Below are 15,471 nucleotides of genomic sequence, written 5' to 3'. Positions count from 1 at the left end.
CAACAGCCCCTATACAGGTTTTTCAGACAATAAAAAAACCGCTGCCGGCACCGACAGCGGTTATATCCTGCACGAGAGCGTCACATCACAACGCTTCGGCCGGCTCATCCTCGTAATCAAACACCAGCTCGTCGTCCTTCAGCTGAATAAAGACGTCACCGCCCTTCTCAGACAGCCTGCCAAACAGGATCTGCTCCGCCAGTGGCCGCTTGATCTTGTCCTGAATCAGGCGTGCCATCGGCCGCGCGCCCATGGTCACATCGTAGCCCTTATCGGCCAGCCAGGACTTGGCCGCCTCATCCACATGCAATACCACATGCTTCTCGTCCAGTTGTGCCTGCAACTCGGTCAGGAACTTGTCCACCACGTGAGTGATGGTTGCCTTCTGAAGGTCAGCAAACTGAATGATGCCGTCGATACGGTTCCGGAATTCCGGCGTGAAGGTTTTGCTGATCACTTCCATACCATCGGTACTGTGGTCCTGCTCGTTGAAACCGATCGAGCGGCGGGCCATGCTTTCGGCACCCGCATTCGTGGTCATCACCAGAATCACATGTCGGAAATCGGCTTTGCGTCCGTTGTTATCGGTCAGGGTGCCGTGATCCATCACCTGCAACAACAGGTTAAACACTTCCGGGTGCGCCTTCTCGATCTCATCGAGCAGCAGCACACAATGCGGGTGCTTGTTGACTGCTTCTGTCAGCAAACCGCCCTGGTCATAACCCACATAGCCCGGAGGGGCACCGATCAGGCGCGATACAGTATGTCGCTCCATGTATTCCGACATATCAAATCGCACAAGTTCGATACCGAGCACCTTGGCCAGTTGCTTGGTGACCTCAGTCTTACCAACCCCTGTAGGGCCGGCAAACAGAAACGCACCTTCCGGTTTCTCAGGCGCTTTCAGGCCAGCGCGAGCCAGCTTGATGGCGGTCGCCAGGGATTCAATGGCCGGATCCTGACCGAATACCACCATTTTAAGATCCCGCTCCAGATTCCGAAGCAAGTCTTTGTCGCTGGTGGAGACATTTTTCGGCGGAATCCGCGCAATGCTGGCAACTACATCTTCGATGTCAGTAACTTCAACCGTTTTCTTGCGCTTGTCTTCCGGCTGCAGGCGCTGACGGGCGCCCGCCTCATCAATCACATCGATCGCCTTGTCCGGCAGGTGCCGGTCGGTGATGTAACGGTCCGCCAATTCCGCCGCCACCCGGAGGGCCTGGTCGGTATAGGTCAGATCGTGATGTTTCTCGAAGCTGGGCTTCAGCCCTTTCAGAATCTGGTAGGTGTCCTCAACGCTCGGCTCATTCACATCGATTTTCTGGAAGCGACGCGCCAGCGCGCTGTCTTTCTCGAAGATGCCACGGAATTCCTGGAATGTCGTTGAGCCAATGCAGCGCAGCTCACCGGAACCCAGCATGGGCTTGAGCAAATTCGAGGCATCCATCACGCCACCAGACGCGGACCCCGCACCAATGATCGTGTGAATCTCGTCGATGAACAGTATGGCATGGTCCTGCTTTTTCAGATCGCTGAGCAGGCCTTTCAGACGCTTCTCGAAATCGCCACGGTACTTGGTGCCCGCGAGCAGTGCGCCCATATCCAGCGAATAAACCACCGCATCAGAGATAATATCTGGCACCTGGCCGTCGACAATGCGCTTCGCCAGGCCTTCAGCAATCGCCGTTTTACCGACACCGGCCTCGCCAACCAGCAGCGGATTATTTTTACGGCGGCGCACCAGAATCTGCACCACTCGTTCTACTTCCAGCTCACGGCCAATCAGCGGATCAATACGACCCTGGCGCGCCTGCTCGTTCAGATTGGTTGCGTAGCTTTCCAGTGGCCGGGAATGCCCGCCATCTTCGCCCGCTTCGTCGTGGGGACCATGGTCTGCCCCCTCCTGATCTTCGGCCCCCTGAACCCGGGAAATGCCATGGGAGACAAAATTAACCACATCAATGCGGGCAATGTTCTGCTTCTTGAGCACATAGACCGCCTGGCTCTCCTGCTCACTGAAGATAGCAACCAGCACATTGGCACCGGTGACTTCTTTCTTTCCGGAGGACTGTACGTGGAACACGGCCCGCTGTAACACACGCTGGAACCCCAGCGTAGGCTGGGTTTCCCGCTCGCTGTCACTGCTCGGGATCAGCGGTGTGGTGGAGTCAACAAATTCAACCAGCTCATCCTCAAGCCGCTTGAGGTCTGCACCGCAGGCTTTCAGTACGCCCACCGCCGATTCATTGTCCAGAAGGGCCAGCAGTAAATGCTCGACAGTCATGAACTCATGACGCTTATCGCGGGCATTTTTGAAGGCTGTATTCAGCGTAATTTCAAGATCTTTGCTCAGCATGGGCCACCCCTAGGTCTGTCAGTCCGCGCGTTCAATCTCGCAAAGCAGTGGGTGTTCGCATTCCGAAGAATATTGATTCACCTGTGCTGCCTTCGTTTCTGCGATGTCGCGGGTATATACCCCACATACGGCTTTTCCCTGCGTATGGACGAGCAGCATCACCTGCGTCGCCTTTTCTTCGTTCATTGCGAAGAAAGTCATCAATACTTCCACCACGAAATCCATGGGGGTGTAATCGTCATTCAGGAGTACCACCCTGTACCGGGCGGGACGCTTCAGAGCAGGCTTCTCGGGCGCAACACTGACACCTTCCTGACGCCCCGGCTGTTCGTCCTCCCCCTGATTGAATACTAGTAGAGAATTCTCAATTGTCCGCATGGTTCTGTTTACCGGTTATTCGGATTCCTGACTTAATGTGGTTGCCCGACCCAGAGTTTTCAAGGCCAGCTCTGGTTCAGGCGTGCGTTATTTATCAATAAAGTCATGATACCGGTTCCATACCTTGATGAAACACTTATTCAACCGGCTGTGACTCTTGACTCAGAAACCGTATTGGCCGACAGTTAACATGATTTGTAAAATCATGTAATACCGCACAGTCATCGTGTAACACAGCGTAACCGAAAGCAACCGGGTGCGCGCCGGGTCCGGCACGGAACAACCGCGACCGGAGATAAAGCACTTACTCCAATAATAAGAGTGACAGCAAAGGAACAGGGGAGTTCACCATGCCCAGAGGCAAAGTCAAATGGTTCAACAACGCCAAGGGATACGGCTTTATCATCGAAGACGGCTGCAGTGATGATCTGTTTGCCCATTTTTCTTCGGTTCAAATGGACGGGTACAAAACCCTGAAGGCAGGCCAGCCGGTCAGCTTCGATAAAAAGCCGAGTGATAAAGGTGTGCATGCAGTGAATATCGTCCCGGACGAGATCCCTGCGCAGGGCACACAAGAAGGCCAGGATACTCAGGCGGAAGACCAGAGCGTTTCGGGCCGGGACGGATATCCGCCCAGAGCCGTAAACGCCTGACGCAGAGTTCTGGCCGGTTAACCCAGTAATGCCTGCCGGTAAGAACCGGCGGGCTCTTCTTTTTGTGCTTTTTTCAGAAACGCCATTCCATTAGGCTTGTCACTCCGGCACACCCGCAACTGACAGGGACTTGTGAATGGCAAAACTCATCCTGTTCAACAAACCCTTTCAGGTGTTAAGCCAGTTCACAGACGAACGGGCAGAAAATCCTCGCGCCACACTCGCCGACTGGATCAAAAAACCCGGGTATTACCCGGCCGGACGGCTGGATTACGACTCTGAGGGCTTGCTGTTGCTGACAGATTATGGCCCGCTGCAAAACAGGATTGCGTCACCCCGCAATAAAATGCCGAAGACCTACTGGGTTCAGGTCGAGGGTGACCTGACTGACCAGGCCATCGAGCAACTCTGCAACGGGGTCCACCTGAAAGACGGCCCCACCCGGCCTGCCAAGGCCCGCCGCATGGATCAACCCGGTGTCTGGCCAAGAGTTCCGCCGATACGTCATAGGGAGTCGATACCCACCAGCTGGCTGGAACTCACGATCAGTGAGGGACGAAACCGCCAGGTACGCCGGATGACCGCGGCAGTCGGCTTCCCTACCCTGCGACTTATCCGTTACCGAATCGGTGACTGGACTCTGGATCACCTTCAGCCAGGCCAGTTCCGGCTCGAAAGCGTGCATATTCCAGACAACCCAAAGCCAGGCCCGGTTCGGTCCGCAAAACCCAATGCCAGGCACCGCAAAGCCAACAGGAGCACCACACCAAAATGACATGGAAACCTCACGCCACCGTGGCTGTTATTGCAGAAGATAATCTGGGCAGATTCCTGCTGGTGGAAGAAGTCAGCAACGGCAAAGTTGTCTTCAACCAACCGGCAGGCCACATAGAGGAAGACGAAGCCATACTCGATGCTGTGCGCCGTGAAACCCTGGAAGAAACCGGCTGGGAAGTGGAGCCCTCGTACTTTCTCGGCGTTTACACCTACAAAGCGCCAGCCAACGGTGCCACCTATTACCGGTTCTGCTACGCGGCCAAGGCGCTTCGCCAGGTTACCTCGGAGCTGGATACCGGCATCATTGCTTCCCACTGGCTCACGCTTGATGAAATCCGCCACCTCGGCCAACAACTACGCAGTCCGTTAGTGCTGCAATGCATCGAGGATTACCGAAACGGCCGGCAATTCCCCCTTGATGTGGTCATCGACGGACAGACGTAATCATCACAAGGTGATAAAATTCCCGCTTTTAACCGGTTACCAGAAGGCCCATGACCCAGAATCCTGAAACCAAAGCCCCTCAAGATACTCGCGTGATCGTTGGCATGTCCGGCGGCGTGGACTCGTCGGTTGCCGCCTGGCTGTTAAAAGACCAGGGCTACCAGGTGGAAGGCCTGTTCATGAAGAACTGGGATGAAGACGACGGCACCGAGTATTGCACCGCCATGACCGATCTGGCGGATGCCCAGGCAGTGGCCGACGCCATTGGCATCAAATTACACACCGCCAGCTTCGCTGCCGAATACTGGGACCGGGTTTTCGAACACTTCCTGTCTGAATACAGTGCCGGGCGAACGCCCAACCCGGACATTCTTTGCAACAAGGAAGTAAAGTTCCGGGCTTTTCTGGATTACGCGGTTACGCTGGGCGCCGACTATATCGCAACCGGGCACTACACCCGCCAGCGCCCACTCGACGACGGTAGCGGCAAAGCGGAACTGCTGAAAGGCCTGGATCCGAACAAGGATCAAAGCTACTTCCTGCACGCTGTATCCGGTGACCGTATCGCACGTACGCTGTTTCCCGTCGGGGAACTGGAAAAGCCAGAGGTGCGCCGAATTGCCGAAGCCCAGGGGTTTGTCACGCACGACAAGAAGGACTCCACCGGTATCTGCTTTATTGGTGAACGCAAATTTACCGATTTCCTGAAGCAGTACCTGCCGGCCCAACCTGGCAATATCGAAACACCCGATGGCCAGGTGATTGGTAAGCACCAGGGCCTGATGTACCACACCATCGGCCAGCGCCAGGGCCTTGGCATTGGTGGGCTCGCGGAATTCGGCGACGAGCCCTGGTATGTCGCAGAAAAAGACCTGGGCCGTAACGTACTGATTGCAGTGCAGGGAAAGAACCACCCATTGCTGTTCTCTCGTGGCCTGGTCTCGGGCCCCATCGACTGGATTGCCGGCGCCCCCCTGGCACAGCGATTCCGATGCAAAGCAAAAACCCGCTACCGCCAACCGGATCAGGACTGCGAAGTCACCGTCATCGACGGCGGCGTGAAAGTGGTGTTTGACGACGCACAGCGGGCCGTCACCCCAGGCCAATCGGTGGTATTTTATATCCATGAGGTGTGTCTTGGTGGTGGTGTTATTGAACAGACCTGGCGGGACGACGAAGCATTGCCAGAACGCCTCCGCCAGACAGAAACCGTGGGAGCAGGATCATGAGCCGCTCCCTGCACGACCAGACCCTTGCGCTTGCCGGCCTGTTTCAGGCCGCATCCCTGGTTCGGCAGGTTGCCCACCATGGCAGCTGCAACGAAGAGAGCCTGGAAACCTGCATACGCTCACTATTTGCCAGTGACCCCGCATCCACACTCGATGTCTACGGCGGCGAATTGTCGGATATCCGAGAGGGCCTCGACGCGCTGTCAACCTCGCTTGCACAGCAAAGCCGGCCTCAGGATGCTGAAATACTTCGCTATGTGCTGAACCTGATGCAGCTGGAGTCCAGCCTTAAGCGCAGTCCGGATATGCTTGAGGTGATCGGAAACCGTATTGATCAGGCCCGCCACACCGCTGGTCATTTCGGTTACACCCACAGCAACCTGATCGGCAATCTTGCTTCAATTTACAGTGACACCATCAGCACCTTTCGCCTGCGCATTCAGGTCAGCGGCAATCCGCAGGTCCTGCAGCAGGAAGAAAACGCCGCCAAAGTCAGGGCTCTCCTGTTGGCTGGCATTCGTTCAGCCGTGCTCTGGCGGCAAAGCGGCGGTCGCCGCTGGCAACTGATTTTTAACCGCAAAAAAGTGATCAACCACGCTCGCGAGTTGTTGCGCTGATTCATCCTTCGCGCTGGTGTATCATACAGCCCCTGATTTTTTCCGATTCTTTGATGAACTGAGAGGTTTTCGATGGAACTCACCGCCCTGACCGCCATTTCCCCGGTCGATGGACGCTACGGCAGCAAAGTCAGCGTATTTCGCAGCATCTTCAGTGAATACGGCCTGATCCGTAATCGGGTAACCGTCGAAATCCGCTGGCTTCAAAAGTTGGCCCAGCACCCCGCCATTGCTGAAGTTCCGGCGTTCTCCGCCGAGGCCAACGCCTTCCTGGACAAGATGGTCAGCGAGTTCAGTCTGGCCGACGCCGAACGCATCAAGGAAATCGAACGTACCACCAACCACGACGTTAAAGCGGTTGAGTACCTGATCAAGGAGAAAATCGCCCAGATACCGGAACTGCACGCAGTGACCGAATTTGTTCATTTTGCCTGCACCTCGGAAGACATCAACAACCTGTCACACGCCTTGATGCTGCGCGAGGGCCTGGACCACGGTCTGCTGCCCGGGATGGAGAAGGTAGTCGACAAACTCGCCGAACTAGCCAGGGAACACGCCCAGCAGCCCATGCTGTCCCGCACCCACGGCCAGACCGCCTCACCCACCACGGTCGGCAAAGAGCTGGCCAATGTGGTTTACCGTCTGCGCCGCCAGATCAAACAGATCAAAGCGGTTGAACTAATGGGCAAGATCAACGGTGCTGTTGGCAACTACAACGCTCACCTGTCTGCCTACCCGCAAATTGACTGGGCCACCAACGCCAAAGAGTTCATCGAAAGCCTGGGCCTGGACTGGAACCCCTACACCACCCAGATCGAGCCCCACGACTACATCGCCGAGCTCTACGATGCCGTCGCACGATTCAACACCATCCTGATTGATCTGGACCGCGATATCTGGGGCTACATCTCCCTCGGCTACTTCAAGCAGAAAACCGTTGCGGGCGAGATCGGCTCTTCCACCATGCCGCACAAGGTGAACCCCATTGACTTCGAAAACTCCGAAGGCAACCTGGGCATCGCCAACGCCATCTTTGGCCACCTGTCAGCCAAACTGCCGATCTCCCGCTGGCAGCGTGACCTGACCGATTCCACCGTACTACGCAACCTGGGTGTCGGCTTTGCCCACAGCCTGATCGCCTACGAGGCGACGCTAAAAGGCCTGAGCAAACTTGAAATCAATCCGGCCCGCCTGAACGACGATCTCAACAACGCCTGGGAAGTGCTGGCAGAACCCATCCAGACCGTGATGCGCCGCTACAACATCGAAAAGCCCTACGAAAAACTCAAGGACTTGACCCGCGGCAAGGCGATGACACCTGAAGTCATCAAGAATTTCGTGGAGACTCTGGAGATTCCAGAACACGCGAAAGCCGAACTGCGCGCCCTGACTCCGGAAACCTATATTGGTAATGCCGTCGAACAAGCCGGCAACATCTGAACTGGAGCAACACCATGGACATGCTGGGCGGACTGACAGCCTCTGAATTTCTGCGCGACTACTGGCAGAAAAAGCCTCTAGTCATCCGCCAGGCCTTTCCCGGTTTCCAGTGTCCGGTCAGCCCGGACGAACTGGCAGGACTGGCCTGCGAGGAGGCGGTTGAGTCCCGCATCGTCATTGAGGACGACGCTGGCAAACCCTGGCAGTTGCACAACGGGCCATTCACTCCGGAGCGTTTCAGCGAACTTCCGGAGCAAGACTGGACTTTGCTGGTTCAAGGTCTGGATCACTGGGTGCCTGAGATCGCCGATCTGCTGGAGCAGTTCCGGTTTATCCCGAACTGGCGCCTGGACGACATCATGGCCAGCTATGCGCCCAAAGGTGGCAGTGTTGGGCCCCATTACGACATGTACGATGTCTTTTTGCTGCAAGCGCAGGGCCACCGGCGTTGGACCTTCGGCGGCCATTGCGACCACACCTCGCCCCGGGTAGACGGCACACCCTTGCGCATTCTCAGCAGCTGGGACGGCGAAGAAACCGTGACTCTCGCACCGGGCGACATGCTGTATCTACCGCCGGGGATTGGCCACCATGGCGTGGCTGAAGACGACTGCATTACTCTGTCGGTGGGTTTCCGCGCCCCGACCCTGGACGACATTCTGACCAGCTTTACCGACTTCCTGAGCCAGAAGGACAAAGCCTCGGAGCACCTGGACGACCCGGACCTACAGGTGCAGGACAACCCCGGCACCATCGCTCCGGACGTAATTGACCGGCTGGACAGCGTGATTCGTGAACAACTTGGCGATCGCCGCAACCTGGCCCTGTGGTTTGGTCAGTTCGCAACGACACCCAAGAGCCAGGATATCGTGGTGCCCGCCGATGAACCGGCCACCCCGGAGGACCTGGCAGAAGCCATCCGCGCCGGTGAGCAATTACGCTGGAACGAAGGCTCTCGTTTTGCCTATCATGAACTGGACAATGAAACCGCCCTGTTTGTGGATGGCGAACAATACCTGCTGAAAGGTGATGCGCAACCGCTGGCACCCTTGCTGTGCTCGGCTGCCCACGTCAACATGACCGAACTGGCCGAATTTGCCGGCGACGAAGCACTGCTCGGTCTCCTGACCACGCTCTACAATCAGGGCTCGATCTATTTCGAGTAGGCCATGACACCACGATTCCGCAAATACAGCTGGCAACTCGCGCCCAATTCGATCCGTGACATCCGGCAGCGGGTGTTCATAGATGAGCAAAAGGTGCCGCCAGAACTGGAGTGGGATGATACCGACGAGATTGCCGACCACTATCTGGTGGTCGACCGCAACAACACTCCGATCGCGACCGCACGCCTGTTCTCGGCGCTGGAAGAAACCGGCTACATCGGCCGGATGGCGGTACTTCCCGAGTACCGGGGCCGGGGCGTTGGCGAAGCGCTCTTACGCCACCTAATGAGCGAATCCGCCGGACGCTTTCAGGAAATCAGGCTCTCGGCCCAGCAGCACGCCGTCGGATTTTACCAGCGGTGCGGCTTCCATATCTGCTCAGCGCCCTACGACGACGCCGGCATCCCTCACCTGGACATGCGCTGCCTTGCCCCATCACTGGCCCACAAAGTGACCCAGTTGCGACCACAACCGCTGATCCTCGGTGCAGACACCGAAAGCTGGCTGTTTGATCACGAAGACACCATGCTCGGCCTGATGGACTCCCTGGCGGGCCAGGCCGGGCAGCGCCTGTGGCTTTACGATCGCAATCTTGACCATGAGCTTTACGACCGTCATCAACTGCGGGAACTGGTTTCCGCCGTTGCCCGCAGGCATCGGCTAAGCGAGGTGCGACTGCTGATTCATGATGACAAGCCTCTGGTAAAACAGCGGCACCAGCTCGTGGAACTGATGCGCCGGCTAACCAGTCGGATTGAGCTGAGACTGGTTAATCCGGACTACCCCCTCGAAGACCAGCCGTTCATGCTGGTGGATCGCGAAGGAATTCTCTGCCGACACCATTTCGACAAACCTGAAGGCTTCGCAAATTTTGCGGCTGGAGGGCGAGTCAAAGTCAAAGAAGAAGCATTCCAGCGCATGTGGGACACCGCACGCCCCTCACTTGAGCTACGGGAACTACCGCTCTGAACCCAGGTGCTTCGACACTTGTGGCGATTCAAACTGGGCGCCGAAGGGCGCAAATTCGTCATCCACTTCCTCTGCCACTTCGGCAATCAGCTTTCGCAGCCACTGATGGTCAGAGTTGTGCTGTAGCAAAGGGCTCCAGGCCATTTTCAGCTCGAATGGAGGAATCTCAAAGGGGGGCACTTTCACCACCAGATTGGGGTTGTCCTTCTGAAGCCAGGCCGCCCGTGACGGCAGAGTAGCGATCAAGTCGTGCTGCTCCGCCAGCAACATAGCCACCTGATAGTGCCGGGTGAACACTGAAATTTGTCGTTTTCGGCCCATGCGCCCCAGCGCCTCATCCACCCAGCCCAAACGCTGAACATCCTTGGGATTGACCCCCACCCCAACGCCAAAGCCGGTTTTACTGACCCAGATGTGGCTGGCATCCAGATAGGTATCCAGTGTAAACGGTTCTTTGAGAATCGGGTTACGGGCATTCATCAGACAGGCGAAGTACTCGGTCCACAGGGTTTTCTGGTGGAATGACTGAGGGATCTTGTCAAACCGGTTAATGGCCATATCCAGCCTGCCCTGCTCCACATCGAGGAAGCTCACGTCACTCGGGGTAAGTACATCCAGGGTGACATGAGGCGCTTCCTGGCGAATCCGCCGCAGCACTCGCGGCATCAGACAGGACTCCGCATAGTCACTGGCCATGATCCGGAACACCCTCTGACTTTCCTGTGCAGCGAAGGGCGTTTTTTCCTGCACGGCCTGCTCGATATCAGACAGTATGCTTCGAACCAGAGGCTGTAACTCCCTTGCCCGTTCGGTCGCCGTCATGCCTTCACTGGTGCGCACCAGCAAGGGGTCCGCGAACAGGTCCCGCAACCGTCGCAGGCCATTACTCATGGCCGGCTGGGTGATACCGAGATGGTTTGCGGCCTTGGTGACATTCCGCTCACGAAGCAGCACATCCAGGTACACCAGCAGATTCAGGTCGACACGCGAAATGTCCATCCAGCACTCCTCAAGGCAAGGGATTCGATATCACCGACAACAACTTACATTCACCGCAACAATATACAGAAATTAAATAATTCATGAAATGAATACAGAAACTTACCGCTTACAACCAGAAACGGACGAGTTGCCAAATTTCTGCTAGGCTTTCAGAACGTTACCCAATAACATCAACATCTGGCGATCAGCCTGTAACGATCTGGCCGCTCACTCAAATCCGGAGCCATACCGCCACCATGGAAACCACCACCATCGTGCTAGTACTCGCGGCCATCGTGGCCGTCTCCCTCGCGTTTATCGTCACCAGCCAGATGCGAGAAAAGGCCCGGATTGAACGCGCCCGCAAAACTACCGCGCAGCAAGACATCTACAACAGAGCTTTCCGGCTACTCTCTGAAATTCCCGGACAATACCTGAGCACCGACCTCAAGCTGTTGCTGTTGAAGCAAATGGAAGATGCCTGCAACGAACTGACCGCCCTGAAGTCAGACCAGCCCGTCGCCCAGTGGCTTGACGAAGTGAAGCAAGTCCGCAAACAAGTGGTCGAGAAAACAGACAACCGACCACCCGTAAAAATTGATTCACCTGAAAAGTCCGGTTACGTAAAAGAGCTTTTGCAGAGCCTGTTCAAACTCATTGAAGGTATGCACAAGAGCGGTCGCATTGACTCCGCCACGGCCAAAAAAAATCTGAAGTATGTGCTGTTCCTGGTGCATAAAACCCATGCTGACCTGCACGTTTTCCAGGCCCGCGATTACATCCGGCAGAACCAGATTCGCAAGGCCATTCACGCCTACCACCTGGCCAGCACCGAAATGGGCAAATCCAAGGACAACGCCCTGGCAATGAAAGCGGTGAAGAGCTTCCGAACCAGAATCAAGGAGCTCGAGGCCAGCATGGCCGACGGCAAGGTCGAAGACCACAGCCATTCAAAGCTCGACCGGGAATGGGATCACTTCCTCCAGGATGACGATGCCTGGAAGAAAAAAGCCGATTACGACGATTGAAGCCAGGCGTGCCAGTCAACCCAGGGATGACTTTTCAACGTGTTTAAAAGCTTTCGGCAACGGCTTTCATTTCGACTCACCCGGGACACCGTGCTGGTGGCGATGGCGCTCGGGCTGCTGCTCAACCTGATCCAGATAACCCTCGACTATTTTAACGCCCGCGACGCCATGGAGCAGGAAGTCCGGGCACTGATGGAAATCAGCCACAGCCCGGCCTCCCAGATCGCCTACAACATCGACATACGGCTGGCAGAAGAGCTGCTCGACGGCCTGCTGCGGCACCCCGCCACCATCGATGCCCGTATTGTGGACGGTGACGGTCAGACCATGTCTGCCGCCAGTCAAAGCAGCCCAGCTTCCCCCTACCGCTGGATGAGCGACTTCCTGTTCGGGCCAAGTCGAGTTTTCAATGAGACATTGCAGGTACCTCAGCTGGCAGACCTACCCCTCGGCCAACTCATTCTGACCATCGATACCTATCATTACGGTATCCAGTTCCTGACCCGCGCAGGCAACACCCTGGTGATCGGCCTGTTCAAAAGCCTTGTATTGTCGCTCGCCCTGCTGGCCATTTTTTACTTTGTGCTGACCCGGCCGATGGTGAGCCTGATCAACGCTCTTAGCCAGATAAAAGCCAGCTCGCCAGAGAAAGTCCGGCTACCCGTTCCGGAAAATCATCGCGGTGATGAAATCGGCACCATGGTTGGCATTATTAACGAACATCTGGAGAACATGGAAAGCAGCGTAGCCAGGCTCCGCATGGCTGAAAGCACCATGAAGAACTATTCCAACCAACTGGAACGGGAAGTTGACGACCGCACCCGTGAGATCTCTGAAAAGAACGAAGCACTTCAGCGTGGCAACAGAGCTCTGGTGAAAGCCAAGGAAGACGCTGTTCGCAGAGCCAGGGCGAGGGCCAACTTTCTTGCCAGCATGAGCCACGAAATACGTACTCCACTGAACGGCGTACTGGGCATGCTCGGGCTAGCCCTGGAGAGTGAAAAAGACGCTGGCCAGCGCAACCGAATCGAAATTGCCATGAACGCTGGCGAAAGTCTGCTTGACCTGCTCAATGACATTCTGGACATCTCGAAGGTTGAGGCGGGAAAGCTGAGCCTGGAGAATATTCCCTTCAGTGTGAGAGCGCTGATTGAAGAGTGCGCAACGCTGCACGCTCAGCAGGCGCGCCGCAGGCAGATTGACCTGGTTAATGAAACCGATCCGGACCTGCCGGAAAGCTTTCTGGGCGATCCCACCCGCACCCGGCAAATACTCAACAACCTGCTCAGCAACGCCATCAAGTTCACGGACAGAGGTCTGGTCAAGGTCAGAACCAGCTATTCGACGGGCAGCCTCCGGATGGAGGTCATCGATACCGGCATCGGCATGTCCCGAAAGGGCCTGCACCGCATTTTTTCACCCTTCTCACAGGCCGACTCAGACACCACACGCCTGTATGGCGGAACCGGCTTGGGATTAACCCTTTGCCGGCAACTGATCGAACGCATGCACGGCCAGATTCTGGTGGACTCGAGCGAAGGCACCGGCACCCACTTTACCGTCACCCTGCCCTTGCCCGTTCACGAACAGGCAGGCCAAACCCCGCCGGCAGCGGATCTTGAAGTCCTCAGAAGCACAGGGGTTGCCATGGCGATTCCTCAGGCTCACCCTCACCGTCTGGCGATCGAATCCCAACTGAGGGCCTGGGCTATTCCCGTTCGAAGTGCAAGCCGGCATCCCGAAGGTATCTTGCTGGTGAGCACCGGAGACGACGAAGTAGCAGCCCGGGCGTTTGTGCACAGCTGGCGTGGCCAGGGCGTTATCCTCGCCGATCCAACCGGCACCGCCAAAGCAGATAGCCCACGCCACTGCGTTCTGGCTATCCCACTCCGACGAGAAGATCTTTTCCGGTGCCTGAGCACGGCAGCAGGCCTGAGCACAGAGCACCCGTTACAGAAACTGCCAGGACCTGACACCGCCACACAAAAAGTACAAATACCACCGCTGAATATTCTTCTGGTAGAAGACAACCAGGTGAACCAGCTGGTTGCCAGCAGCCTTCTCAAGAAGCTGGGACATCGGGTTGATCATGCTGAGAATGGGCAACGAGCGATTGAAGCACTGCAGAAGAAAACCTATGACCTGGTACTGATGGATTGTCAGATGCCGGTTATGGACGGCTATAAAGCAACCCAGGCCATTCGCCAGAACCCGGATTGGCAAAACCTTTCTGTGATAGCGGTCACGGCCAACGTGATGCAAGGCGACCGAGAAGCCTGCCTGGCCTCGGGCATGAATGACTACATCACGAAACCTTACAACCGGGAACAGCTGAAAACGGCTATTGCCCGCTGGGCTCCGCTCCCTCAAGCACCTCAAGAAGGCTCCTGAGCTGTCGCCGGAGCTCAACCAGGCGCATTGGCTCAACATCCAGCCCACACAGCAGCCTGCCCGGAACACTGGCGGCAGCGGCGCGCAGTTCTCGTCCTGCATCGGTAAGCACCGCCCGGACCACCCGCTCATCGTCAGTACTTCGGCTTCGCCGGATCAGCTGATGCTCCTCCAGCCTCTTCAGAAGCGGGGTCAAGGTTCCGGAGTCGAGCCGCAAACGCTGACCAAGCTCTGACACTTTCGGTGCGCAACCGACCGAGTCCTGCTCCCACAACACCAGCATCACCAGATACTGTGGGTAAGTCAGCCCAAGCTCGGTCAAAAGAGGCCGGTAACGCGCCGTTACCGCCCGGTTAGCCGCATAGAGCGCAAAACAGATCTGGTTATCCAGCGCCAGCAGCTGGTCATCCGCTGACCTGTCAGAGCAGCTTTTCAATGTCAGCCCGAATGTCCGCCGGCTTTGCAGTGGGTGCGTAGCGGCGAACCACACGGCCCTCACCGTCAACCAGGAATTTGGTAAAGTTCCACTTTACTTTCTCAGTGCCCATCAGGCCTTTCGCCTGTTTTTTCAGGAAGCGATACAGCGGATGGGTACCCTCTCCGTTCACCTCTATCTTGGCAAACATGGGAAAGTCGACACCGTAGTTGAGAGAACAAAATTCGCTGATGGAACTCTCATTACCGGGGTCCTGATTCATGAACTGATTGCAGGGAAAGCCTAAAACCTCAAACCCTTTCCCGCCCAGTTCTTTGTGCAGCGACTGCAGCCCCTCGAACTGAGGTGTGAAACCGCATTTGGAGGCCGTGTTAACAATCAACAACACCTTGCCTCGATAGTCCGCCATGGACACGTCATTACCCTTGATATCCCTGGCACTGAAATCATAGATTGATTCGTCAGCCATGCGCTTTCTCCTTAGTTTCAATGGCAACTCAAATCATATTGTGCACAATCTAATTGCCTGAAACCAGTGCTGCCGGCAATCATTTCGGGCCAGCATCACAGAGATCACTTTAAGGCCTATCCGTAAACTATCCGCAA

The 15,471-nt window shown here is 56.4% G+C and carries 15 protein-coding genes; 10 read left to right on the top strand and 5 right to left on the bottom strand.

Annotated features, from left to right (window positions below):
* Positions 1-85: 85 nt before the first annotated feature.
* Both clpA and clpS read right to left on the bottom strand, forming a co-directional pair.
* Positions 86-2,356: an ATP-dependent Clp protease ATP-binding subunit ClpA gene (gene clpA / locus QPL95_RS02055; RefSeq protein WP_303289346.1), complete on the bottom strand. Its 2,271-nt coding sequence runs from the start codon at positions 2,354-2,356 to the stop codon at positions 86-88.
* A gap of 18 nt (positions 2,357-2,374) precedes the next feature.
* On the bottom strand, positions 2,375-2,734 hold the full coding sequence (gene clpS / locus QPL95_RS02050) for an ATP-dependent Clp protease adapter ClpS (protein WP_303289345.1): 360 nt from the start codon (positions 2,732-2,734) through the stop codon (positions 2,375-2,377).
* Between the two features lie 350 nt (positions 2,735-3,084).
* Between clpS and QPL95_RS02045 the strand changes: the two genes are divergently transcribed.
* From QPL95_RS02045 to QPL95_RS02010, 8 genes are all read left to right on the top strand, one after another.
* On the top strand, positions 3,085-3,387 hold the full coding sequence (locus QPL95_RS02045; RefSeq protein ID WP_303289344.1) for a cold shock domain-containing protein: 303 nt from the start codon (positions 3,085-3,087) through the stop codon (positions 3,385-3,387).
* A 136-nt stretch (positions 3,388-3,523) separates the two neighbouring features.
* Entirely contained in the window at positions 3,524-4,162 is a 639-nt protein-coding gene (locus QPL95_RS02040; RefSeq protein ID WP_303289343.1) for a pseudouridine synthase, read from the top strand.
* Complete coding sequence (locus QPL95_RS02035) at positions 4,159-4,608, top strand: NUDIX hydrolase (protein WP_303289342.1); 450 nt, start codon at positions 4,159-4,161, stop codon at positions 4,606-4,608. The genes QPL95_RS02040 and QPL95_RS02035 overlap by 4 nt, the downstream gene beginning before the upstream one ends.
* Positions 4,609-4,658: 50 nt before the next feature.
* Complete coding sequence (gene mnmA, locus QPL95_RS02030) at positions 4,659-5,837, top strand: tRNA 2-thiouridine(34) synthase MnmA (protein WP_303289341.1); 1,179 nt, start codon at positions 4,659-4,661, stop codon at positions 5,835-5,837.
* Complete coding sequence (gene hflD / locus QPL95_RS02025; RefSeq protein ID WP_303289340.1) at positions 5,834-6,454, top strand: high frequency lysogenization protein HflD; 621 nt, start codon at positions 5,834-5,836, stop codon at positions 6,452-6,454. The genes mnmA and hflD overlap by 4 nt, the downstream gene beginning before the upstream one ends.
* Before the next feature lie 72 nt (positions 6,455-6,526).
* Positions 6,527-7,894: an adenylosuccinate lyase gene (gene purB, locus QPL95_RS02020; protein WP_303289339.1), complete on the top strand. Its 1,368-nt coding sequence runs from the start codon at positions 6,527-6,529 to the stop codon at positions 7,892-7,894.
* A gap of 14 nt (positions 7,895-7,908) precedes the next feature.
* On the top strand, positions 7,909-9,060 hold the full coding sequence (locus QPL95_RS02015) for a cupin domain-containing protein (protein ID WP_303289338.1): 1,152 nt from the start codon (positions 7,909-7,911) through the stop codon (positions 9,058-9,060).
* Between the two features lie 3 nt (positions 9,061-9,063).
* Positions 9,064-10,029: a GNAT family N-acetyltransferase gene (locus QPL95_RS02010; RefSeq protein ID WP_303289337.1), complete on the top strand. Its 966-nt coding sequence runs from the start codon at positions 9,064-9,066 to the stop codon at positions 10,027-10,029.
* Here the strand turns inward: QPL95_RS02010 and QPL95_RS02005 are convergent.
* A complete protein-coding gene (locus QPL95_RS02005; protein ID WP_303289336.1) occupies positions 10,018-11,028 on the bottom strand; it encodes a LysR family transcriptional regulator in 1,011 nt (336 codons plus the stop codon). The two genes, QPL95_RS02010 and QPL95_RS02005, sit on opposite strands and share 12 nt — an antisense overlap.
* A 239-nt stretch (positions 11,029-11,267) precedes the next feature.
* Between QPL95_RS02005 and QPL95_RS02000 the strand changes: the two genes are divergently transcribed.
* Both QPL95_RS02000 and QPL95_RS01995 read left to right on the top strand, forming a co-directional pair.
* Positions 11,268-12,038, top strand: a complete 771-nt coding sequence (locus tag QPL95_RS02000; RefSeq protein ID WP_303289335.1) for a hypothetical protein — start codon at positions 11,268-11,270, stop codon at positions 12,036-12,038.
* A gap of 39 nt (positions 12,039-12,077) precedes the next feature.
* The gene (locus tag QPL95_RS01995; RefSeq protein ID WP_303289334.1) at positions 12,078-14,429 is read left to right on the top strand and encodes an ATP-binding protein; all 2,352 of its coding nucleotides are present in this window, start codon (positions 12,078-12,080) and stop codon (positions 14,427-14,429) included.
* Here the strand turns inward: QPL95_RS01995 and QPL95_RS01990 are convergent.
* Together QPL95_RS01990 and QPL95_RS01985 are read right to left on the bottom strand one after the other, a co-directional pair.
* On the bottom strand, positions 14,380-14,865 hold the full coding sequence (locus QPL95_RS01990) for a MarR family winged helix-turn-helix transcriptional regulator (protein ID WP_303289333.1): 486 nt from the start codon (positions 14,863-14,865) through the stop codon (positions 14,380-14,382). The genes QPL95_RS01995 and QPL95_RS01990 overlap by 50 nt on opposite strands.
* A complete protein-coding gene (locus QPL95_RS01985; protein ID WP_303289332.1) occupies positions 14,849-15,334 on the bottom strand; it encodes a glutathione peroxidase in 486 nt (161 codons plus the stop codon). Before QPL95_RS01985 ends, QPL95_RS01990 begins: the two co-directional genes overlap by 17 nt.
* Positions 15,335-15,471: the final 137 nt, after the last annotated feature.

This window comes from Marinobacter sp. SS5-14b (assembly GCF_030541005.1).
In the GTDB taxonomy this organism is placed as follows: domain Bacteria; phylum Pseudomonadota; class Gammaproteobacteria; order Pseudomonadales; family Oleiphilaceae; genus Marinobacter.
The sequence above is the reverse complement of the archived record's forward strand: the minus strand, read 5'-3'. Positions and strand labels throughout refer to the sequence as shown.

What these genes read in the sequence shown, in the direction of transcription:
- clpA (WP_303289346.1), bottom strand. Translation starts at nt 2,356, where the DNA reads ATGCTGAGCAAAGATCTTGAAATTACGCTGAATACAGCCTTCAAAAAT.
- clpS (WP_303289345.1), bottom strand. Translation starts at nt 2,734, where the DNA reads ATGCGGACAATTGAGAATTCTCTACTAGTATTCAATCAGGGGGAGGAC.
- QPL95_RS02045 (WP_303289344.1), top strand. Translation starts at nt 3,085, where the DNA reads ATGCCCAGAGGCAAAGTCAAATGGTTCAACAACGCCAAGGGATACGGC.
- QPL95_RS02040 (WP_303289343.1), top strand. Translation starts at nt 3,524, where the DNA reads ATGGCAAAACTCATCCTGTTCAACAAACCCTTTCAGGTGTTAAGCCAG.
- QPL95_RS02035 (WP_303289342.1), top strand. Translation starts at nt 4,159, where the DNA reads ATGACATGGAAACCTCACGCCACCGTGGCTGTTATTGCAGAAGATAAT.
- mnmA (WP_303289341.1), top strand. Translation starts at nt 4,659, where the DNA reads ATGACCCAGAATCCTGAAACCAAAGCCCCTCAAGATACTCGCGTGATC.
- hflD (WP_303289340.1), top strand. Translation starts at nt 5,834, where the DNA reads ATGAGCCGCTCCCTGCACGACCAGACCCTTGCGCTTGCCGGCCTGTTT.
- purB (WP_303289339.1), top strand. Translation starts at nt 6,527, where the DNA reads ATGGAACTCACCGCCCTGACCGCCATTTCCCCGGTCGATGGACGCTAC.
- QPL95_RS02015 (WP_303289338.1), top strand. Translation starts at nt 7,909, where the DNA reads ATGGACATGCTGGGCGGACTGACAGCCTCTGAATTTCTGCGCGACTAC.
- QPL95_RS02010 (WP_303289337.1), top strand. Translation starts at nt 9,064, where the DNA reads ATGACACCACGATTCCGCAAATACAGCTGGCAACTCGCGCCCAATTCG.
- QPL95_RS02005 (WP_303289336.1), bottom strand. Translation starts at nt 11,028, where the DNA reads ATGGACATTTCGCGTGTCGACCTGAATCTGCTGGTGTACCTGGATGTG.
- QPL95_RS02000 (WP_303289335.1), top strand. Translation starts at nt 11,268, where the DNA reads ATGGAAACCACCACCATCGTGCTAGTACTCGCGGCCATCGTGGCCGTC.
- QPL95_RS01985 (WP_303289332.1), bottom strand. Translation starts at nt 15,334, where the DNA reads ATGGCTGACGAATCAATCTATGATTTCAGTGCCAGGGATATCAAGGGT.